A 21,660-nucleotide genomic window follows, 5' to 3' on the forward strand; every position below is an offset into this window, starting at 1 on the left:
TATCTCAGGGGAAGGTGGGATGTAAAAATACATTACACCCCACCTACGTCTCATTCTTGGCCGTTTTTTGAGACAGTTAAGGCCCCTCCGATTATTCGATACGCCTGGCAGCGCGATATGCCGTAGAGCGCAATCAGCCGATCTCGTACCGTCGCCCGCGATACCCGTTGAGCCAGCAACTGGCCGGCGAAGAGCACGCGGGCCTCTCGCTCTAGGCAGGAAACCCCATTGGCAATGCCGACCTGGCGGACAGCCTCGCAAAACCGTTTCTTGGCCGCCGGATCAGCGTCGAGCGCTTGCGTAGCGGCCAAGATCTCAAGCAGCAAGGAGCGGCTGGAAATCAAAGTCACCCCTGGCTAGTCACGACGGGCGGCTCGGCGACTCCCTGCGGAGTCACCCACACCACCCGGTCACCGGCCCCCACGAAAGCGCCATAGGCACCGTGCTGAGAGCAAAGCGATGCCCCGGAAGCGGCCGCCTCGTGGGCCCGCAAGAGCAGGTCGTTCATCACGGGCGCAGGGATCGCATCGCATGCTCGCTGCGCCATGGTCAGCGCAAGGCCGCTCATGCGATCGCTCTTCACCAGCCTGCGCAATTTGCCGGTCTGCCGGCAGCCCGCCTTTTGCGCCGCCGCCAGTATCCCGTTCATCAGGGAGCGGGCATTCTGCACTTGATGCGGGGCCGCCTCATATTCCGTCGTGAAGATGGTATTCGCAGCCAGCAAAAACATCCCCGTTGGCGTGATCATGTCGACGCCGTCCATCTCAATCGTTACTGGTCGTATCTTTTTCATAGTTTCCTTTGCCCTTGGGCGTTTAGTTTGGCTGCCGTTCATTCACTCGGCAGCAGGGTTATGGCACCGTCCAGATCAATGACGTCGGCCATGTCCAGTTGGCCGCGCTGCCGAGCGCAGGCCTTGGCCAACAGGCGCAGCGCGCCAAGCTCTTTACGCCTCAACTCAGTCACCCGGCGCCCGGCCTCGCTCTGCTGAATGCATCGCTGCACGCACCATCCGTCATCCCCGCCGGCCTTGATCTGGGCGTCGATCCTGCGCTTTTCCTTGCCGACGGCAAGGCGGCGCGCGTGGGCGGTATGCCACTGCAGGGCAGCATTTATCAATTCCCGGTCGTTCATCTCATCTCCGTTTACCCGGCAAGGCCGTTTATCGCGCTGTGGCAGCACGAACGGACCTTGCCTGCGGTGGTTGGCCCGGCCAAGCAACGAAAGCAGCTCAGCGGGGCGATTCAGCTCAGTCGCCGACCTTTCCGCCGGCCTTGAAGAATGCATGGCGCTCCATTTGCGGCATTTGGTCGAAGGTCGCGCGCGTGATGGTCTTACCACTGTTCGCTGCTGGCGCTGGAGCTGGCCCGCCGGACGGTGCTGCAGCGCTTTCAGCAATGCGCCCGCCCTCCTTGAGAAACTTGGCCTTGCTCATCTGCGGCAGGGAGTCGAATTGCGCTCGATTGATGGTAGTGCCGGTACGCTGTTGACCGGTGGGAGAGGCAGTGCCGGGCGCGCTGGCCGCGCCACCTTCGCGCTGGATCATTCCCTTTTTCTCGTAGACGTTGACCAGCTGAGCAAATGCCTCGTTGAAGTCGGCGGCCTCGCCGTGGCGAGTGGGCGAGTACATCGTAATGCCATGCTTATCGACACCCACCAGCTTGCCGCCATCGAGGCGGAACGAGTCGCCAAAGAACGCTGCGGCCACGTCAGCCGGCAACTTCAGGCCGGTCATCACAGGCGAGGCCTCGAAATGCTTGCTCAGGGCGAGCTTGAAAGCGGCAGCGCCGTCGATTTCGCGCTCGGTGCCGTTGTCCATGACGTAGACGGGCGCGCCGTTGCGGACGACGGCCGAGCCGTCTTTGTTCAATTTCAGTTTCATAATATTAACTTTCTTTAAGGTTTGGTCGAGGTGGGAAAATCCCACTTCGGTCATGGATGTGGATGCTTGGCGCGGGCCGGCGGGCCGGTGGTCGGCGCAAACTCCCCGCGCTGCTCATCCCAGCTAGTGGCCGGGTGGTCTTCGTCGCGGTGGCGTCGATACTCCCTGGCCTCCGGCGCCATCCCCCGCTGGGGGCCCGGATGTCCGCCCCCAGCGGGGGAGCACCGATGTGCGTCGGCTCGACCGGCCTGCGGATCGACCTGCTCAGTTTTGAGCTGGTCGCCGCTGACCGTGGGGGTATCCCAAAATTCGAGGACACCTGCAGGGAGTCGTGAAACGCTACTCCCTTTGGAGATGCATCCACCTTTGGATACATCTTTGTGCACACGTATTTCGTTCACAGTGGGCGTGCGGTGGGCGGCGCCCGGTGCTGGCGAGATACACTCAAAACTGAGTACATCTTCTGCGGCCGGGTGGCGGGTGCCGTCCTGGTGGTGCCCGACCAAGCCGACGAAAAACGTCGGGCTGGTTTCGTCGATCGCAGCAGCGCACTCCAGCGAGATGCGCGCAGGACTGCTCACATCTTGCTGGCCGGCCAACGCGACGCAATCCGTCGGCTTGGTGTGGCGGGCGGCGCGCGGGGCGATGGCTTGAAATATCAAGGCATCTTGCTGACCCAAAACACCCGGAATCTGGGTGGAATGGCTGGCCAGGTCGCCGGCGCCGTCCTGGTGGTGGGCGTCGACCGCAGGGGCGTCCAGCTGGTGGACGGCCCCATGCGTCAGCCCGGCGATCCGGACGACGTCCGGTGCTGGGGCCTCCTGAACTTTAAGGACGCCCCCTACTGCGGCCTGGCCGGCGGTTGGCGCCGGGATGCACTGGGAGGCTTGCATGCCCTCGGCGGGCTGGTGCGGCTGCTCATGGGCTGGATTTGGGGAGGAGGAAGGAGCAACGTCTACACAGAGATAGACGTTGTCGAATTTCTTGCCATCCTGATTGCCCAAATTTTGTGCAATGTCTATAGGCTTCGCATTCACTGTGGCGCGGTAGGTCCGCTCGGGCTTGCACGGCGCGGTCATGATCTCCGCAAAGCTCTTGGCCTTCGCCTTGGTGGTAGGCATGCTCAAGCCCAGCAGCGCCAGCAGCGCCTCCGCTTGGCTACCCAGTCCGGCGATAAGCGCATCGCGCATGCCAGGCGATTGGAGGCGCTCAGGGCGCGCGCGCAGCGCTTCCAGCACCATGCTTCCGGCCACGTCCCTGTTCAGCTTGCTGAGGCGCTTTGCGCGCGGCTGGTGGGTGATCCCGAAGCGCTGCGCCACCTGCTGCTGGAAGTCGGCCAGCATGGCGCGGATCTTGGCCGGGCCGCCGGCCAGTGCGCCGCCCTGCATGCGGCCAGCGATAAGCGGCAGCAGCAGGATGTGGCAATGCGGGGCGGCTTCGTCCAGGTGGACGGCTGCGCTCAGCACCGGGACGCTGAAATAAGCGTCTGCCCAGGCGACGGCGGCGGCGAAGTAGTCGCGGTGGTCGATGGCCGTGGCGGCCGGCAAGCTGAACACCAGTTCCACGCACATGCAGGCATCGCGGCGGAGCTTGGTCACACCGGCATTGTCCAGCAGCGCCAGCGCGAGGGCGGCCACTCCGTCAGCGGTGGCCGGGCCGCGCAACTGGTAATTCAAGTGCATGCGGCCGGGATTGATTCCGCTAGCAGTACTGGCGCCCAGCTCGGCCTGAATCTCGCGCAGGTTGTGCATGGCCGCCACCCGGACGATGTTCTTGGGCGACGTCACGCCGCGCACGGTCCGGGTGTTCAAGCACTTGAGGCGCAGGTACAGCGAGTCGGTCATGCGCAGCCCCGCAAGGCGCAGCTCACCAGCGCCAGCAGTACGATCAGGCTTGGCGGTGGTGGCGGCAGCGGACACAGCACGGCGGCGCGCAGGCGGTGGACGGCAAGCATCATTCGCCCAAGTCCAACTTGCCTTGCGCATCCGCCTTGACGCCACTAAAAACATACCTTGCGATCCGGCAGTGCACCAACCCATCAGGGCCCTCGATCCGTTCAGGATGCGAGGTGATCAGATAGCCTGCCTCCTGGAGCTCATGGACACGGGTCGCCACGCGATACACACCCAGGCCGACGGCTTCGGGTGTATTCAACCCACGCCCGCCAAGATATTGAAGGATGTTCAGCAACGCCTCGCGCTGGCTACGGCCGGTCGTGTCACGCAGGAATAAGCCGGCCTTGCGCACTTCGCGGCGCAACTTTGAGATATACTGATCGCTGCACTTCAGAACTTTGATTTGCCCACCTACGCCGCCCGCCAGCTTTGTAGGTCGAGCGCCTCCCTTATCGGAGGCGTTTTGTTTTTTGGAGGTCATGCAGCACCGCCTTTCACTTGGCGGTAGCCGATCGGATCGGCAAGCCAGCGGTGCACCTCGATGTTCGGATACATGGTGCAGCGCTCGGAAATGCGGATCGGCGCCGGCGCGCGGCCGACCAGGCAGAGCTGGCGCCACTTCTCGCGGGACACAGGAATGATGTGCTGGAGCTGCTGCCAGCGCGACATGCCCACTGGAGGCAGAGCTGGCGCTGCTGCGGCTGCGGCGACGGTTTGGGCGGCCATTATTGCGCCCCCCGTGTCAGAGCCGCAATCTCATCGCTCGGCCAGAGCAGACGGCCGTGGACGCGGATCGGCTGGACCGGTCCGGTTTTCGTGAACGCCCACTTGTTCAGGGTGCGCGGTTGGCGGTGGAGCGCGGCGGCGGCTTGGGCCGTCGTCATCAGTTCGCGGATGGCTGCGCCTACTTGGGTTTGCATTTTGTGGCCCCTTGTGTGATTAGGTGCCACAACTATCTAACTCACCCTGCTTATCCCCAATACTTCCGTTTCTCCACGTAACCAAGCGTCACTGTGCGTTACCGTGCGTTACCTCGCCCGACGTCTGTACAGTGCAATGAACGCCGTTCTCTTGTAAATTACGAACCCTTCATCATTGGTATCCGATCGGTATTTGATGCCCTCGCCGTCGACATAGCCCAATAGCGGCGCAGGCGGTGATTTGGTACTCGCAATCGCTACAAACGCATCCCAAACGCTTTGAGGTTTGCTGGCATCGGCTGCACTTGCCTCGGCTTGCGCGATGACCGCATCAAGCGGATGGGCGCGGCTTTTAAGAGCATGCGTTCTTGTACCGATAGTTGGAGCGGGCTCACTCGCCGTGACCGGCGTTGCGCTTTCGGCCAGCATCTCGTCCTCATAGACCCACAGGACATCCCGGCCGATCGTCTGCGGTTCACGTAGGAAATACACCACCGGCTTATCACTCAACTGAGGAATCGATATTCCGTTTTCGTAGCCCGGCTCCCTCCATACGGCGATTGTGGTCGTCCCGGAAAGCAGAATTTCCTTCGCCTCATGGGGAAGAATGCAGGTTTCCGCCTTGCCTCCAATCTGGCGCCGATGCGCGTGACTTAGCTCGCGGCCCGCATAGTCTCGTCCATCTGCCGTGAATGGGGCGAGCATCGCCCCAAGGTAAATACGGTCGGACACCGCCCAATGCAATACATCGTTGACGCTGACGCCTGCCATCTCGGCGGCGGCGGAAATAGGTAATTGCTTTCTCAAAACCACCCCTTCAAGGTGTCGTCTTCAGGAATCGGGGCACCAGCCAGGCGGTGAAGAGCCGCTTTTCGGGAGCTAACCTATGCTGGTGCTTTAAACTTTTTCTGGCGCTGGTCGGCGCCGGCGCGCCTACGCGGCCTGGCCGAACCGGCCGATGACAACTTTAGCGCCCTCGTTGATCTGCGCATCCACGAAGGTGGCCCACAGCTGCAGTATCTTGCGGCGCTCGTCCGCATACTCAGCGCGGTTGTATACGCCCTTGATGCCCTTGATCGAATGCGCCAGCGCCTTCTCGATCGCATCGGACGACAAGCCCATCTCGTGCAGGTGGGTCGACGCCGTGCGGCGAAAATCGTGGATGACGAAATGCTGCATGTCGGACTTCATCGCGCGCACCGCCTGGTTGAGCGTGGACTTAGCAATCGGCCGATCCTCGTACCCTCGCCGCATGGGGAACAGGAAGCGCTGACTGTGCGACAGCGTTCGCAGCTCGCGGATCATCTCGACCGCCTGGGCCGACAGATAAACCCAGTGCTCGTTGTCCTTCTTCATCCGGGCAGCAGGGATACGCCAGATACCGGCGTCCAGGTCGAACTCACTCCACTCAGCCTCGGTCAGCTCGGACTTGCGCACCATGGTGATCACCAGCAGGTGCAGCGCCAGCTTGTAGGCCCGGCTCATGTCGGAGGCGTACACCTCGCGCATGAGGGAGCCGATTTCATCCGGAGCCAGCACGCGGGTGCGGCTCTGCGGCGTGGCGATGAAGCGGGCAACCAGTTGCTGAGCGGGGTTGATGGCCACTGCCTGCCGCGAAATGGCGTATTCGTACATCCGCTTGATGACGTTGCGGGTGAACAGCGCCATCTGCGGGGAGCCACGCCCTTTGACCTTGTCGCAGATGGCCAGCACGTCGCCGGCATTGACGTCCGCCAGCGGCTTGGCGCCGATCGCCGGGAGGATGTCCTTATCCAAGGCGCGGCGGGTCACAGTGCTGTAGGACTTGGATTTATTTGCGATCTCTGAGTTGAACCACTGGTCGGAGAAGGGCCGGACGGAATCGTGCGCCTTGCTGGCGCCGCGGTCTTTCCTGGCGTCGGCGATCGGCGAGACGCCGCCGGCCACAGTCTCGGCATACTTGCGCGCCCGCTCCCGCGCATCCTGCAGGCTGATCGACGGGTACTCGCCGATCGTCACCAGGGGCTGCTGCCTGCCGTGCAGCGAATAGCGATATCGCCAGATCTTCGCGCCGGACGTCATAACCTCCAGCGCCAGCCCGCCGCCGTCGGCGACCAAGTAACGCTTCGCCCTGGGCTTCATGGCCTTGATGCGCTTGTCGTTCAGGGGGGTGGCTGCTTTGGGCATGATAAGTACACAGTCTTCAGCTCACAATGAGCTGTGTACTGAAGTGTGTACTTAAAATCTCTTGGTGTCAATTGGCATGAATTGGCAAACTTTGCACATAAGCCTTTGATTTCACTGGAATAGAAAACAGAAAATTGGCAAACTTTGACATCGCTTGCAAACTACTTATTTTCCGATGCAGAACCGGGAGAAGATCACACCCAGCAGGTCATCCGACGAGAAGGCGCCGGTGATGCTGGACAGTTGAACCTGCGCCAGCCGCAGCTCTTCCGCGAACAGGTCCAGCGACTGGTCGTTCTGCGCCGCGTGCTCGCCGGCGCGCGCCAGGTGGGCGCCGGCGTTCTTCAGCGCGATCAGGTGGCGCTCGCGCGCCAGGTACAGCGATTCGCCGGTCTGCTGCCAGCCGGCGATGCGCAACAGCTCGGCGCGCAGCAGGTCGATGCCGATGTGCTCGTGCGCGGACAGGTAGACGTGCGTGGCATCCTCCATCGGATCGACGCCCGGCTTGTGGCCCGACAAATCGATCTTGTTCCAGATGCGCAGCACCGGCACGCCGGCCGGGAAGGCGGCGACGATGCCCTCGTCCGCGCGCGACGGGCCGTGGTCCGCGTCGAGCAGGTGCAGGATGACGTCGGCCTTGCCGACCTCGCCCCAGGTGCGTTCGATGCCGATGCGCTCGACCACGTCCACACCGTCGTCGATCGCGCGGATGCCGGCGGTGTCGATGATGTTTAGAGGTATACCTTCAATCTGGATGGTCTCGGTGACTTTGTCGCGCGTGGTGCCGGCGATCGGCGTGACGATGGCGACGTCCGTGCCCGCCAGCGCGTTCAGCAGCGACGATTTGCCGACGTTGGGCTGGCCGACCAGTACCACGTTCAAGCCCTCGCGCAGCAGCGCGCCTTGCGAGGCCTGCTTGAACACCTGCTCCAGCGCCTCGACGATGCCGGCCAGCTGGCCGCGCGCGTCGGATTTTTCCAGGAAGTCGATCTCCTCTTCCGGGAAGTCCAGCGTGGCTTCGACCAGCATGCGCAGGCCGGTCACGCCGTCCACCAACGCGTTGACCGTCTTCGAGAACGCGCCCGACAGCGATTGCGACGCCGACTTGGCCGCCGCTTCGGTGGAGGCGTCGATCAGGTCGGCCACGGCCTCGGCCTGCGCCAGGTCGAGCTTGTCGTTGAGGTAGGCGCGGCGCGTGAACTCGCCCGGCTCGGCCAGGCGCAGGCCCATGTCGGCGCCCGCCTCCAGCACGCGCGCCAACAGCAGCTGCAGCACGACGGGGCCGCCGTGGCCCTGCAGTTCCAGCACGTCTTCCCCGGTGTAGGAATGCGGGCCCTTGAACCAGATGGCGATGCCCTGGTCGATCAGCGCGCCGTCGGCCTGCTTGAACGGGATGTAGGTGGCGTGGCGCGGCTGCAGGGCGGTGGCGCCGAACAGCGCGGCGATCAAGGGCTGCAGGTTCTTGCCGGAGGCGCGCACCACGCCGATGCCGCCGCGCCCAGGTGCGGTGGCGATGGCGGCGATGGGGGAAGAGTCGATATTCATAGGGGGAATTGTAAGGTAAAAAAAAGCCCGCGATTAACACGGGCTTTTCTGCAACATCAGCTGGTGATCAGGAGTTGGCGGCCGCAGGCGGCGCGAACTTCTTGGAGATCACGTACTGCTGACCGATCGACAGCACGTTGTTCACGACCCAGTACAGCACCAGGCCGGACGGGAAGAAGAAGAACATGACCGAGAACGCCAGCGGCATGAACAGCATCATCTTCGCTTGCATCGGATCGGCAGGAGCCGGGTTCAGCTTGGTGGTGATGAACATCGAGATCGCGTACAGCACCGGCAGGATGTACCAAGGATCCGGCGCGGCCAGGTTGGTGATCCAGCCGATCCACGGCGCGCCGCGAATCTCGACCGACGCCTGCAGCACCCAGTACAGGGCGATGAAGACCGGCATCTGCACCAGGATAGGCAGGCAGCCGCCCAGCGGGTTGATCTTCTCGGCCTTGTACAGTTCCATGGTGGCCTGGTTCATCTTGGCCGGATCGCCTTTGTAGCGCTCGCGGATGGCCTGCATCTTCGGCGTGACCAGCTTGACCTTGGCCATGCTGCGGTAGCCGGCGGCCGACAGCGGGAAGAACGCCAGCTTGATCAGGATGGTGAAGGCGATGATGGTCCAGCCCCAGTTGCCCAGCACCTGGTGGATGTGGTCCATGACCCAGAAGATAGGCTTGGCGATGATGGTCAGCCAGCCGTAGTCCTTGACCAGTTCCAGGCCAGGGGTGACCTGCTCCAGCAGCTTGGCTTGCTGCGGGCCGGAGTACAGCTTGGCCTCGTTGCTCACGGTGGCGCCCGGCGCCAGCGTGCCCAGCTGCTGGATGGTGCCGATCGCGTACTGGTTGGTCGTCACTTTCTTGGTGAAGATGGTGCGCGCCAGCTTGTCCTGCGGGACGAAGGCCGAGACGAAGAAGTGCTGCGAGATCGCGAACCAGCCGTTATCGGCCTTGGTCGGGTGATCCTGCACGGCGTCCTTGCCGGTCTTGGCGGCTTCGGCGGCTTCTTTTTCCAGCGTGTCGAACTTCAGCTTCTTGTAGTGGTCTTCGGCGGTGTACAGCGTCGGGCCGGTGTAGCTGCTGTTGAAGTAGGAGTCGCCGGCCGGCTTGTTGCCGTCGTGGACCAGCTGCAGGTACAGCTCAGGCTTGACCGGGGCGGCGCCGACGTTGGTCACGTCGTGGCGCACATCGATCACGTAGTCGCCGCGCTTGAAGGTGTAGGTCTTGGTCAGCTTGACGCCGGCCGATTCCGCTTCCAGCACCAGTTGCACCTGGTTGCCGTCGCCCAGCATGCGCGGGCCTGGCTTGGCCACGAAGCCGGTCTGGTGGTTCGGCAGGCCGGGCGCGCCGATCAGGCCGGTTTGGGCCAGATAGGTCTTGCCGGTGCCGGCGTCCACATCGAACAGCACCTGGTTCTTGGTCGGGTCCACGCCGTCCTTGAACTTCAGCAGTTCCAGGCGCTTGATGGTGCCGCCCAGCGTGTCGACGTCGACACGGAACAGATCGGTGGTGACGGTGATGCGCTCACTCTTGAACGGCTCGGCCGCGGCGGGCGCGCCCGGCAGTGCGGCGGCGCCGGCAGCCGCGGTCGCGGAGGCGGCCGGCAGTTCGGATTTCTTCGCTTCCGGGGCCTTGGCGGTCTGCGCCGGGGCGGGAGCAAACATGGAAGGCTTGCCTGTCGAGACCATCCAGTTGTTCCAGAGAACTACCAGCGACACGGCAAACACGATCCACAGGATGGTACGTTTATTGATATCCATTAGGCTATTTGTCAGGAGTGGTTGCAACCGCAAGCGGTCGTAGAGGAATTCGTTTTGCCGTCCGCAGGAGGGACGGGATCATGCCCGCCCGGATTCCACGGATGGCAGCGGCACACGCGCTTGACCGCCAGCAGGCTGCCCTTCGCGGCGCCATGCACCTGCAACGCTTCCAGCGCGTAGTTCGAGCAGCTTGGATGAAAGCGGCAACTCGGCGCCATCAGCGGGCTGATGGCCAACTGGTAAAAGCGCAGCAGCAAGCGTAGCAGAGTTTTCATGGGGCCTCAGATGGAGGCGGCGGCGCCGAAGGCAAGGCCGGTTTGGGCGGCTTGGCCGTCTTGGCCTGCGCGAACAGGCGTGCCAGCTCCACCCGCAAAGCCGCTTTCAGCTTGGCGGTGGTGGCCGGCCCGTCCTTGCTGTTGACCGGCTTGGACAGGCGGATCAGGCAATCGATCGCCGGCAGGCTGGTCTGGCGGAACAGTTCGCGGGTGACGCGCTTGATCGTGTTGCGCGTGACGGCGCGCGGCGCAAACCGCTTGGCCACAACGACGCCCAGCCGCGCATGCGGCAATTCATTCAGACGGGTGTAAAGCACAAAGTGCGCGCTTTTTTGGGTAGGGCGCAAACGAAAAACGGATGAAAATTCATCCGTTTTAACGATACGCCGAACGCGCGCGAAGTCGTGTGAACCTTCGCCTGTCGAGCCGCTTGAAATACAGCTTTCCACGCGATCAGCTAACAAGCAGTTGGCTTATACAGCCAGACGCTTGCGGCCTTTGGCGCGACGTGCGTTGAGCACTTGACGGCCACCACGGGTAGCCATACGTGCGCGGAAGCCGTGGGTACGCTTACGGCGTACAACGGAAGGTTGGTAAGTACGTTTCATGTTGGTCTCGCTAAAAGCAGAAAAAAATGCAAAATCGGGTTGTGGCCCCGTCAGTTTTTGGTGCCAATGACACTTCGCGCACCCATGCCAACGCTACCGGCACAAGCTGGGTCCATCTCATCGCCCGCTAAATCCACGCTTACTCCATATTGACGTTCATGTGAATAAACTAGGAATACGGGCGGGGAACCCTGAATTATCAACATTTAGCTCCCGCTTGTCAACAACTGATGGCCTCCGGCCGCCGCGCTTCGGCCGCCGGGACTGCGAAAATAAGCGTCGTGCCTGTGGATAACTTGCGCCGGCGAGAGTAGAATAGCGCGTTACGTGTGGCGAACCCAGGTTCACCGACACCCTGATCAGCAGTAAAGAATAGATAAAGATTCATGGAAAATTTTTGGCAGACCTGCTCCGCCCAGCTGGAGCTGGAGCTGACGCCGCAACAGTTCAGCGCGTGGATAAAACCGCTCATCCCCCTCGACTACGAGGCGGGCAAGCTGCGTGTGGCCGCGCCCAACCGGTTCAAGCTGGACTGGGTGAAGACCCAGTTCGCCAGCCGCATCACCGCGCTGGCGTGCCAGTACTGGGAAGCGCCGACCGAGGTGCAGTTCGTGCTCGACCCGCGCCTGGCGCTGCCGAAAAAGCCGGCCACCGTGATGCCCGCCCCCGACTACAACGACGGCGCGCCGAACGGCAACGCCCGCGCGAACGACCCGGTGCCGTCGGTGCCCGAGCTGCCGGCCTCGGCCGCGCCGCGCCGCGAGCAGAGCCGCATCAACACCGACCTCACCTTCGACAGCTTCGTCACCGGTAAGGCCAACCAGCTGGCGCGCGCCGCCGCTATTCAAGTGGCCAACAACCCGGGCGTGTCGTACAACCCGCTGTTCTTCTACGGCGGCGTGGGCCTGGGTAAGACCCACTTGATCCACGCGATCGGCAACCAGGTGATGGCCGACCAGCCGGGCGCCAAGATCCGCTACATCCACGCCGAGCAGTACGTGCGCGACGTGGTGACGGCCTACCAGCGCAAGGGCTTCGACGACTTCAAGCACTACTATCACTCGCTCGACATGCTGCTGATCGATGATATCCAGTTCTTCGGCGGGAAGAGCCGCACGCAGGAAGAGTTCTTCTATGCGTTCGAAGCGCTGATCGCGGCCAAGAAGCAGATCATCATCACCTCGGATACCTATCCGAAGGAAATCACCGGCATGGACGACCGCCTGATCTCGCGCTTCGATTCCGGCCTGACGGTGGCGATCGAGCCGCCCGAGCTGGAGATGCGCGTGGCGATTCTGCTGAAAAAAGCCAAGCAGGAAGGGGTCACGTTCTCGGACGACGTCGCCTTCTTCGTGGCCAAGCACCTGCGCTCCAACGTGCGCGAGCTGGAAGGCGCGCTGCGCAAGATCCTGGCGTACTCGCGCTTCCACGGCAAGGACATCACGATCGACATCGTCAAGGAAGCGCTGAAGGATTTGCTGTCGGTGCAGAACCGCCAGATCTCGGTGGAGAACATCCAGAAGACGGTGGCGGACTTCTTCAACATCAAGGTGGCCGACATGTACTCCAAGCGTCGCCCGGCCAACATCGCGCGGCCGCGCCAGATCGCGATGTACCTGGCCAAGGAGCTGACGCAGAAGAGCCTGCCGGAGATCGGCGAACTGTTCGGCGGCCGCGACCATACGACCGTGCTGCACGCCGTGCGCAAGATCGCGCTGGACCGCACCAAGAACCCGGAATGCAACCACGAGCTGCACGTGCTGGAGCAAACGCTGAAAGGCTAGCCGGACGGTAGGAATGCCTTTATGATCTAGGCAAAAAAGCACGGCTGCTCACAAGGCAATATAGTTATAAAAATATCGTTTAATCTTTACTATTGAGGATAATCTATGCAATTGGTCAAAACCACCCGAGATACCCTTCTCCGGCCACTGCAGATCGTGAGCGGTATTGTCGAGCGTCGGCACACTATGCCGATTCTGGCCAATATCCTCATCCGCAAAGAGGGCGAGAGCGTATCCTTCCTGTCGACCGACACGGAAGTCCAGATCACCACCAACGCCGAGATCGGCTCCGGCAGCGAAGTGACCGGCACCACCGTGGCCGCGCGCAAGCTGCTCGACATCCTGCGCGCGCTGCCTGAATCGGGCGACGTGACGATGACGCTGCTGAACAAGCGCCTGACGGTCCAGACCGGCAAATCGCGCTTCGCGCTGCAGACCCTGGCCGCCGAGGAATTCCCGACCGTGCAGCAGGCCGAGAGCTACAGCGCCTCCGTCACCCTGCCGCAAAAGACCCTGAAGCACCTGTTCAACATGGTGCACTTCTCGATGGCCCAGCAGGACATCCGCTACTACCTGAACGGCCTGCTGCTGGTCCTGGACGGCAAGAACGTGATCGCCGTGGCCACCGATGGCCACCGCCTGGCGTTCTGCCAGGTCGAGACCGAGCAATCGTTCGAGCGCCAGGAAGTGATCATCCCGCGCAAGACCATCATCGAACTGCAGCGCCTGCTGGAAGAGAACGACGAGACCGTGCAGCTGGACATCGCCGCCAACCAGGTCAAGCTGACCTTCGCCGACATCGAGCTGATCTCCAAGCTGGTCGAGGGCAAGTTCCCCGACTACACGCGCGTGATCCCGAAGGGCTACAAGAACGAGTTCACGATCGGCCGCGATGAGCTGCTGCGCTCGCTGCAACGCGCCGCCATCATGACCAGCGATAAGTTCAAGGGCGTGCGCTGCATCATCACGCCGGGCAGCATGAAGATCAGCTCGACCAACGCGGACCAGGAAGAGGCCGTGGAAGAACTGGAAATCGACTACGGCGGCGACAGCGTCGACATCGGCTTCAACGTGACCTATCTGCTGGACGTGTTGAACAACCTGAAGTGCGACCAGGTCAACGTCGCGCTGGGCGATTCGAACTCGTCCGCGCTGATCTCGATCCCGGACAATGCCGACTTCAAGTACGTCGTCATGCCGATGCGTATCTAAGTTTTTTGTAGCCGCCGTCAGAACACCAGTAATCGATAACAGAGAAAGCAGCACATGTCCGCCATCCCAGAAGAGAATCCAGTACCAGTACCGGCCAAAACCGAAGAATACGGCGCCTCATCGATCCAGATCCTCGAAGGTCTGGAAGCAGTACGCAAACGACCGGGCATGTACATCGGCGACACCTCGGACGGCACCGGCCTGCACCACCTGGTGTTCGAAGTGCTGGACAACTCGATCGACGAATCGCTGGCCGGCCACTGCACGGAAATCCACGTCACCATCCACTCGGACAACTCGATCTCGATCACCGACAACGGCCGCGGCGTGCCGACCGGCCTGAAGATGGACGACAAGCACGATCCGAAGCGCTCCGCCGCCGAGATCGTCATGACCGAGCTGCACGCCGGCGGCAAGTTCGACCAGAACTCGTACAAGGTGTCGGGCGGTTTGCACGGCGTGGGTGTCTCGTGCGTGAACGCGCTGTCCAAGCTGCTCAAGCTGACCATCCGCCGCGACGGCAAGGTGCACTACATGGAGTTCGTGCGCGGCGTGCCGCAGAACCGCGAACTGGAAGAGAAGGACGGCTTCGCCGTCTCGCCGATCAAGGTCATCGGCGAAACCGACAAGCGCGGCACCGACGTGCACTTCTGGGCCGACGAGGAAATCTTCACCCACGTCGAATTCCACTACGAGATTTTGGCCAAGCGCATCCGCGAACTGTCGTTCCTGAATAACGGCGTCAACATCAAGCTGACCGACCAGCGCACCGGCAAGGAAGAGATCTTCGCGTTCGAGGGCGGCACGCGCGGCTTCGTCGAGTACATCAACAAGGCCAAGACCGTGCTGCACCCGACCGTGTTCCAGGCCACCGGCGAGCGCATGTCGGACCAGGGCACCAACATCTCGGTGGACGTGTCGATGCAGTGGAACGACGCCTATAACGAGCAGGTGCTGTGCTTCACCAACAACATCCCGCAGCGCGACGGCGGCACCCACCTGACCGGCCTGCGCGCCGCGATGACGCGCGTGATCAACAAGTACATCGACGAGCAGGAATTCGCCAAGAAGGCCAAGGTGGAAATCTCCGGCGACGACATGCGCGAAGGCCTGACCTGCGTGCTGTCGGTCAAGGTGCCAGAGCCGAAGTTCTCGTCGCAGACCAAGGACAAGCTGGTCTCGTCCGAAGTGCGCGGCCCGGTCGAAGAGATCGTCGCCAAGACGCTGTCGGACTACCTGCAGGAAAAACCGAACGACGCCAAGATCATCTGCGGCAAGATCGTCGAAGCGGCGCGCGCGCGCGAAGCGGCCCGCAAGGCCCGCGACCTGACCCGCCGCAAGGGCGTGATGGACGGCCTGGGCCTGTCGGCCAAGCTGGCCGACTGCCAGGAAAAGGATCCGGCGCTGTGCGAACTGTACATCGTCGAGGGTGACTCCGCAGGCGGCTCCGCCAAGCAGGGCCGCGACCGCAAGTTCCAGGCGATTTTGCCGCTGCGCGGCAAGGTGCTGAACGTGGAGAAGGCGCGCTTCGAGAAGATGCTGTCGTCGGAACAGATCACCACGCTGATCGCCACGCTGGGCACGTCGATCGGCCCGGACGAATTCAACGTCGAGAAGCTGCGCTACCACCGCATCATCATCATGACCGATGCGGACGTCGACGGCGCCCACATCCGCACGCTGCTGCTGACCTTGTTCTATCGCCAGATGCCGCAGCTGGTCGAGCGCGGCCACATCTACATCGCGCAACCGCCGCTGTACAAGGTCAAGGCCGGCCGCGACGAGCGCTACCTTAAGGATGACGCGGAAGAAGCGAGCTACATGATGAACGTGGCGCTGAACACCGCCGCGCTGATGCCGCGCGAAGGCGCCGATCCTATCGTCGGCGAGCCGCTGGCCGAGCTGGTGCGCCAGTTCAACCTGGCCAACGTCATCATGATGCGTCTGACGCGCGTGATCGACCGCGCCGCGCTGACGGCCATCATGACCGGCGTGACCCTGAACCTGGATACGCAAGAGCAGGCCGAAGCATCGGCGCGCGCACTGGCGTCGGAGATCAGCGACATCAGCGTGAAGGTGACGGTGATATCGGATGAGCTGTCCGAGAAACACGCGCTGCGCATCGAGCGTATGCATCACGGTAACGTGAAGGTCAGCGCGATCGACGCGGACTTCGTGCAGGGCGCGGATTACAGCGTGCTGGCCAGCGCGGCAGCCACGTTCAAGGGCCTGATCGGCGAAGGCGCCTACGTGCGCCGCGGCGAAGGCGAGCGCACCAAGGAATCGGCCGTGGTCGACTTCCACCAGGCGATGCAGTGGCTGCGGGATGAGGCGGAGCGTGTGGTGTCCAAGCAGCGCTACAAAGGTCTGGGTGAGATGAATCCGGATCAGCTGTGGGAGACCACCATGGATCCGACGGTTCGTCGTTTGCTGAAGGTGCAGATTGAGGATGCGATTGCTGCGGATCAGATCTTCACTACATTGATGGGTGATGATGTGGAGCCGCGCCGGGCGTTCATTGAGAACAATGCGCTGCGTGCTGGCAATATCGACGTCTAAGTCATTTGTAGCAGGAGCCATAACCTGAGATTTTGGGACGCATCCGTTGAGATTTTCATCCAAAGATGCGTCTCGATAGCTCTGAGTGGGACAGCCTGCTACCTGTATAATGAAACTGTAGCCCATCGTGATCCCTCTCCCGCCCCTACTTATTGCAGGGACCTAAAGTCGGTGATGCCACTTTGGTATAGAGTCAAAAGCCACCATCGGGTGGCTTTTGACTTTCATGCAGTCCTACTGTTCACTTCGAGCTTCGTGGTGAGGAATTCGAGTGTCACCTTGCCGCGACCGCGTTGGAGCTTTTGCATGAGAGCAGACGGGCCATGTCAGATCACTTAGCCGCACGGGAATACTCAACTCACAAGACCTAAATGGAAGACCACTACCTGAAGAAAACGCTCGCTCTGATGTCCGAACTGGGAATTCGCGTTCGCGACACATACTCGGAGACAGATAATTTCGACGACTACTACAGCAATGGGAACACTTACGGCGGAAGACGGCTTTTCACTATAGGCTGGGAGGATACCTCAGGCTATGCCAACGTTGGCGCGAAAAAAAACTACTCCATACCAGGGAGACAGTCAGTCGCCTGGGACGCATATCGGATTACGATTCCTGAGCGTTTCAGAGCACAGGGGCGCGATGATCCGATCATCCACGAATGCGTGCATTTTTTGCAGCACACAACGGCCGAAGAGGAGTCAAAATACGTACAATTCGATGGCAACAATTACTTGGCGTACCTCACTCAGCGAGTGGAGCTGGAGGCGCACTTGGTACAAGTGCAGTACATCATGAGCGAATGCCACGGCTACCTTGAATCACGGCTGAGTAAGGATTTACAGAAACAGGTTGCGGATCGTATTCGCGAATTCGTTGCCTCAGGCAACTTGGAACTTGCGATCATTGCAGTGTGCACGTGTACAAGGCATGGCTTGATATAACTTCCCAAAGCAATGTCACTGAAGAACCAACGAGCACTGGATAGTAATCGAGGACAACCTGGATAATTTCGGTCCAGACCTGCCTGGTCTTGGTGCAGTCCTCTTTGTCGATCCGGCGGCTGGCCTAGACATAACGGCATGCAGCAATCTTCGAACAATGATCGAACTGCCTAGAAAGGGGGCTTGCTTTTGCTACGAACCGAGAACTGTACGTGGTTGGTCATTATGGGCTTAACGTAAGAACAGATGCCGGATCAATCCGACCACTGCGAACGATCATGATTGCAACGGCAAGCAGGAATGTTCACGGATACGTTCTGAGACGAATCAGTATTCACTTTTTGCCCGCCGTTCAGCCGCTTGAGACGCTTACGGAGTTGACGCAAATGTTTAGTACGCAGTGCGATTGACTCGTGCCACGAGTCGCGATATTCCTCACCCATGGAACCACGCCGCAATTCTTCCTGCAAATTGTCCTCCACCATTTTCAGCGTCTCCAGCAAGTTCTCACGTTCGTGTTCGTACTGCCATTGAACGTTGAGCACGAATGCAGCGCCGATCAGACCACTTGCCAATGCCATGAGGGTAGGGTCAACAGCCGCAGCCGCAATATCGAGCCCTTTGGCACCGGGACCAACCCAGCCTTCCTGCGCTAAGAGGGGAAGGGCTTTTGTGACAACCCCTAGCGCTGCGACCACGCATCCGGTACCGAATAGCCAGCCTGGATTACGATACATCAATCCCCCAGCAAGTTGGTAAGCGCAGTAACTCATAAAAATGCAGACCACGAAGGTGGCTGCTGCAATATGTAATGTAGTGTTCATGATTAGGATTTTCTTTGATTGAGAACACAAATTTGTACCGACGCTTGCGGCCACCACAGCGGTGATGGCGTGCTCGTCATTCAGTAAATGCCGAAGTCAGGGTACGCGACGTCACAGCTTTTCGATCAGATGCAGTTCGACCTGATAACCCATCAGGCTGATGCGGTCTGCCGCCGCTCGCAGTGCCACTTTGCTGAAAAAAGGGATGTCGAGCGCACCGGAGCGGGTGCCTTTTTTCTTCAGTACGCCATACACCACGGTGTAGTCCGAAGGAACGATGCGGCCCATCGTCGGCAGCAATTCGACAAATCCAGTGACACCGAACTCGCGTTCGCGCCGGCCAGCAACCCTCCGAAAACCGGCGCGAAAAACGCTGTCGCGCTTCAGCGTTTCTGCCGAAATCAAACCCTGGTTCCATAAGTGGCTCAACGGCGAAGACGTTTCGGAGTCCTTCAGATGGATTAACTGCCTAGTACGTGAGAGGAAATCGCAGACTTCTAGGTTGGCCCCCGTGACACCACTGGGATTGACCTTGGTCTTGTCGATACACAGCAGGTCGGCATGGGACGGCTGGCTTAATTCGGCAATCAGTTCCTGCTCATTTGCTGCGCTCGACGCGACCAGAAATGCCGGCTTAAGAAGCTCTTGATAGTACTGCTCGATCTCCCGGTGATAATCGTCACTGACCTTATACCACTGCCCGTCAAACAGGACATACTGCTGGTTTTGGTAGCTGGTCTCATACACCATGCAGTCGTACACCTTCAATTGCCCGAACGGTGCATCAGCATCATCGTTATTGCTCTTAACCTGGTGAGAATTCCGGATATCGTCGAAGCTGAGAATTGACTCAAAGTCACCAGCCTGCAGCTCGGTGACATAGTCGGCGATCGACAAACCCTCGAATTGCTGTTTCTTCCTCGGCAGATTGGCGCCAAAATACGATAACACCGAGCCGGGGCCGGCAGGAAGAATGTCGGGAACAGCGAGGTGCAGCTCAGATTCATCGCCAGCAACCATGCGCTCCAGCTCGGCAAACACGAGATCATCGAGTGCGTCGGTCAGTTGCCCACGGTAGACCGGGGTGATCTGGTCGATAAATTTGAAATCGTTTAGATAGTCAGTCGCGTTATACAGGTCTAACAACATATCGCACAACACGGGCAGATCGTTGAAGGCAAGCTTCTTGCGGATTTGCAGCGCGTCCTTGCCGGAAACAGCCTTTGCGATACTGGTATCCGAGGGCGTGCCCGATGCCAGCCGCAGTAGTTCACGGTGGGTGTCGAGGCCAAAATCCTTGAGATCGCTTTCACGGCTAGCCTGGGTGCGACGCTGCATCACGGTCGAGTCGAGGCTGGCACTGTCTAGCACTCGCAGGTCCTTACGCGAGACACTGTTGAGCACGACTCGCATGCCAAACTGACGTTCGATGAAGTCCTGTTCCACAGCATGGTGGCCTTGGCCAAAGCAGAAGGCAAACAAACGCTTGGCATTCGCCGGGCCGGCTTCGAGCAGCAGCACCGCGGACGAGTGTTGGCTATTCAGCTGTGCCTTGATGCCTGGTGCACCGCGTTCAAGGAAATTCGCCCAGTCAGGCGGCTCCTGTTGCGTTGTGTGATAGTAGAGCGTACCAGCTGGGCAGGGATGGACTTGCAGGCCGTGGCCAGTCTTGAGTACGTCCGTGATCAAAACACCAGGATGCAGCAGACGCACCGATAAATCGACGGTCGACACCAACAAGGCGCTGGATGGCGGTGCTGCCGGTATGGCTGAATTCCCCAGTGTGGTCATTTTTATCCTTGTTATGTGATAATCTCGACGGCCCAATTTCCTTTTGGCTGGTTACTGCCTGTTACAAATTTGAAGTGGCGATGTGGTATCGAATTTTCAATAGCCATTGGTGATTACCGGAGTAATTTTGTCAACTATGGGCCGATAATTGCGTATGAATAGAGAATTTTGAGAAATTTGATAACGCTATACGGCGGATGCGGTAATGCCGCACTGTGGAAATCCCAGTTCTGTGTGAACCCAACCGCCGGACGCCGGGGACTTTACAATCGCGCATGGCTGTAGCAGAACCCAACCTGAGATTTTGAGACGCATCCCTGAGAAATTTATCTAGGGATGCGTTTCGATAGCACCGGTTAGTAGTTGTCCAAGTCCCAGAATGTCGCTCGACGACTCCCAACTAGGTGCGCCAGTACCGCGACATTTTTCCAAATCATAGTCATTGCGGTTTGGCTGAGTTGTGCGACCTGGCCGCATGCCATGATCGTAATAGGAAGCGGGACCTCATCAAGGAAGGCGCAAATGTGTGCAAAGTACCGGCGTTCGATGTGACCACTCGATAACGCGTCGATCAAGTCGCGCTCATCCATCGCATCTCGATAACTGACACTGGCTCCCTGGGCAGCCATCCAAACCCAACGACGAGATCTAATTGGCTGATGTGTATTGATGTCCAGACCAAGCACTCGCGCCAATGAGTTGGGGTCGTCTGGGTCATGTTCCATTGCCAATTGCCGCGCACGGCTAAACGTCAAAGCGAGACTGGCACAGCGATCTATCACAGGATTGGATTCAACAGACATATCACATCGTGTAGCGCTTCAGCCAATAGAATGGTGGGAACGGACCTACACGATACCTATGCGTGCCCGAAAGTGCTGTGCTTTAGCGACTGCGATAAGAGAGTGCGAAGCATTTCTTGTTCGGATAGCGGCTCGCTGCCAATAACTTCTAGCCTTGCCGGCAGTAGGCTGAATTGTGTATTGACAAAGGATGTGAGCGCTGGAATGGTCATCATCGCGGCATGTAGGGCTCCGCTGAACTCGGCGTCGTCGTGATGGTATGACGTTTTCACAAAAAACCCCGCGACAATTTTTCGTGGTGATCTCCCGTTGTCCGCAATGCAGGTCGCATAAAGATTGGGGAGCAGTTCGTATAGCGCAGGGTCGAAGTCGTGTATGAAATGAGTAATCGACTCGTGGCCATTGAAAATTCCATGAAATATTGGAATGGTAATGCCGTCTTTTTGTGTCATTTGTTCTTCTAAAAAAGTGGGAAATCGTTGTTGGATCGCTGCGGTCGTGGGGCTGTTCGCAAAATCGATCCCGTTATTTTAATTGAAAAGACGACAGATCGTTATGAGGCCAGTGAAGGGCGAGCCTATTATTTTTCGAAGCGATCATAGTCAGGCCGCGATGACGCAGCTGCCAGCGGGTTCTTTTTCAGCATCATGGCGTAAATGGGGAAATGGAGCGCGACCTGCCCAG

The 21,660-nt window shown here is 60.0% G+C and carries 22 protein-coding genes; 4 read left to right on the top strand and 18 right to left on the bottom strand.

Annotated features, from left to right (window positions below; all coding sequences use genetic code 11):
* Positions 1-50: 50 nt before the first annotated feature.
* From HUX88_RS29015 to rpmH, 15 genes are all read right to left on the bottom strand, one after another.
* Complete coding sequence (locus HUX88_RS29015) at positions 51-344, bottom strand: hypothetical protein (protein ID WP_176364019.1); 294 nt, start codon at positions 342-344, stop codon at positions 51-53.
* A gap of 2 nt (positions 345-346) precedes the next feature.
* Entirely contained in the window at positions 347-793 is a 447-nt protein-coding gene (locus tag HUX88_RS29020) for a hypothetical protein (RefSeq protein WP_176364020.1), read from the bottom strand.
* A gap of 38 nt (positions 794-831) precedes the next feature.
* Entirely contained in the window at positions 832-1,134 is a 303-nt protein-coding gene (locus HUX88_RS29025; RefSeq protein WP_176364021.1) for a hypothetical protein, read from the bottom strand.
* A 115-nt stretch (positions 1,135-1,249) separates the two neighbouring features.
* Entirely contained in the window at positions 1,250-1,936 is a 687-nt protein-coding gene (locus HUX88_RS29030) for a DUF6651 domain-containing protein (protein WP_176364022.1), read from the bottom strand.
* Positions 1,933-3,726, bottom strand: coding sequence for a plasmid recombination protein (locus HUX88_RS29035; RefSeq protein WP_176364023.1), 1,794 nt, complete (start codon positions 3,724-3,726; stop codon positions 1,933-1,935). Before HUX88_RS29035 ends, HUX88_RS29030 begins: the two co-directional genes overlap by 4 nt.
* Before the next feature lie 109 nt (positions 3,727-3,835).
* Positions 3,836-4,258: a helix-turn-helix domain-containing protein gene (locus HUX88_RS29040; protein WP_176364024.1), complete on the bottom strand. Its 423-nt coding sequence runs from the start codon at positions 4,256-4,258 to the stop codon at positions 3,836-3,838.
* Entirely contained in the window at positions 4,255-4,503 is a 249-nt protein-coding gene (locus tag HUX88_RS29045; RefSeq protein ID WP_176364025.1) for an AlpA family transcriptional regulator, read from the bottom strand. The genes HUX88_RS29040 and HUX88_RS29045 overlap by 4 nt, the downstream gene beginning before the upstream one ends.
* Entirely contained in the window at positions 4,503-4,697 is a 195-nt protein-coding gene (locus HUX88_RS29050; RefSeq protein WP_176364026.1) for a DNA-binding protein, read from the bottom strand. Before HUX88_RS29050 ends, HUX88_RS29045 begins: the two co-directional genes overlap by 1 nt.
* A gap of 108 nt (positions 4,698-4,805) precedes the next feature.
* Entirely contained in the window at positions 4,806-5,504 is a 699-nt protein-coding gene (locus tag HUX88_RS29055) for a hypothetical protein (RefSeq protein ID WP_176364027.1), read from the bottom strand.
* 126 nt (positions 5,505-5,630) lie between these two features.
* Positions 5,631-6,863, bottom strand: a complete 1,233-nt coding sequence (locus HUX88_RS29060) for a tyrosine-type recombinase/integrase (RefSeq protein ID WP_176364028.1) — start codon at positions 6,861-6,863, stop codon at positions 5,631-5,633.
* A 165-nt stretch (positions 6,864-7,028) separates the two neighbouring features.
* On the bottom strand, positions 7,029-8,408 hold the full coding sequence (gene mnmE, locus HUX88_RS29065) for a tRNA uridine-5-carboxymethylaminomethyl(34) synthesis GTPase MnmE (protein WP_176364029.1): 1,380 nt from the start codon (positions 8,406-8,408) through the stop codon (positions 7,029-7,031).
* 67 nt (positions 8,409-8,475) lie between these two features.
* A complete protein-coding gene (gene yidC, locus HUX88_RS29070) occupies positions 8,476-10,173 on the bottom strand; it encodes a membrane protein insertase YidC (protein WP_176364030.1) in 1,698 nt (565 codons plus the stop codon).
* Positions 10,174-10,184: 11 nt separating this feature from the next.
* Positions 10,185-10,448, bottom strand: a complete 264-nt coding sequence (yidD, locus tag HUX88_RS29075) for a membrane protein insertion efficiency factor YidD (RefSeq protein ID WP_117015707.1) — start codon at positions 10,446-10,448, stop codon at positions 10,185-10,187.
* Positions 10,445-10,885: a ribonuclease P protein component gene (gene rnpA, locus HUX88_RS29080; RefSeq protein ID WP_161096846.1), complete on the bottom strand. Its 441-nt coding sequence runs from the start codon at positions 10,883-10,885 to the stop codon at positions 10,445-10,447. Before rnpA ends, yidD begins: the two co-directional genes overlap by 4 nt.
* 36 nt (positions 10,886-10,921) lie before the next feature.
* The gene (gene rpmH, locus HUX88_RS29085) at positions 10,922-11,056 is read right to left on the bottom strand and encodes a 50S ribosomal protein L34 (RefSeq protein ID WP_040378179.1); all 135 of its coding nucleotides are present in this window, start codon (positions 11,054-11,056) and stop codon (positions 10,922-10,924) included.
* Between the two features lie 386 nt (positions 11,057-11,442).
* On the opposite strand from rpmH, the gene dnaA reads away from it, so the two are divergent.
* The 4 genes from dnaA (at position 11,443) to HUX88_RS29105 (ending at position 17,558) form a co-directional block, all read left to right on the top strand.
* Positions 11,443-12,840: a chromosomal replication initiator protein DnaA gene (gene dnaA / locus HUX88_RS29090; protein ID WP_176364031.1), complete on the top strand. Its 1,398-nt coding sequence runs from the start codon at positions 11,443-11,445 to the stop codon at positions 12,838-12,840.
* A gap of 105 nt (positions 12,841-12,945) precedes the next feature.
* Positions 12,946-14,052, top strand: coding sequence for a DNA polymerase III subunit beta (dnaN, locus tag HUX88_RS29095; protein WP_117015705.1), 1,107 nt, complete (start codon positions 12,946-12,948; stop codon positions 14,050-14,052).
* Between the two features lie 54 nt (positions 14,053-14,106).
* Positions 14,107-16,611: a DNA topoisomerase (ATP-hydrolyzing) subunit B gene (gene gyrB / locus HUX88_RS29100; RefSeq protein ID WP_176364032.1), complete on the top strand. Its 2,505-nt coding sequence runs from the start codon at positions 14,107-14,109 to the stop codon at positions 16,609-16,611.
* 371 nt (positions 16,612-16,982) lie between these two features.
* Entirely contained in the window at positions 16,983-17,558 is a 576-nt protein-coding gene (locus tag HUX88_RS29105) for a hypothetical protein (RefSeq protein WP_117015703.1), read from the top strand.
* A 254-nt stretch (positions 17,559-17,812) separates the two neighbouring features.
* Here the strand turns inward: HUX88_RS29105 and HUX88_RS29110 are convergent, their stop codons facing one another.
* From HUX88_RS29110 to HUX88_RS29120, 3 genes are all read right to left on the bottom strand, one after another.
* The gene (locus HUX88_RS29110) at positions 17,813-18,382 is read right to left on the bottom strand and encodes a hypothetical protein (protein ID WP_147330558.1); all 570 of its coding nucleotides are present in this window, start codon (positions 18,380-18,382) and stop codon (positions 17,813-17,815) included.
* 111 nt (positions 18,383-18,493) lie between these two features.
* On the bottom strand, positions 18,494-20,173 hold the full coding sequence (locus HUX88_RS29115) for a DUF6119 family protein (protein WP_117015702.1): 1,680 nt from the start codon (positions 20,171-20,173) through the stop codon (positions 18,494-18,496).
* 859 nt (positions 20,174-21,032) lie between these two features.
* Positions 21,033-21,428 carry a hypothetical protein gene (locus tag HUX88_RS29120; RefSeq protein WP_117015700.1) on the bottom strand — a complete coding sequence of 132 codons (396 nt, stop codon included), beginning with the start codon at positions 21,426-21,428 and terminating at the stop codon, positions 21,033-21,035.
* Positions 21,429-21,660 lie beyond the last annotated feature (232 nt).

Origin of the sequence: Duganella sp. BJB1802, assembly GCF_013369445.1 — a bacterium.
GTDB lineage: Bacteria > Pseudomonadota > Gammaproteobacteria > Burkholderiales > Burkholderiaceae_D > Rugamonas > Rugamonas vulcania_A.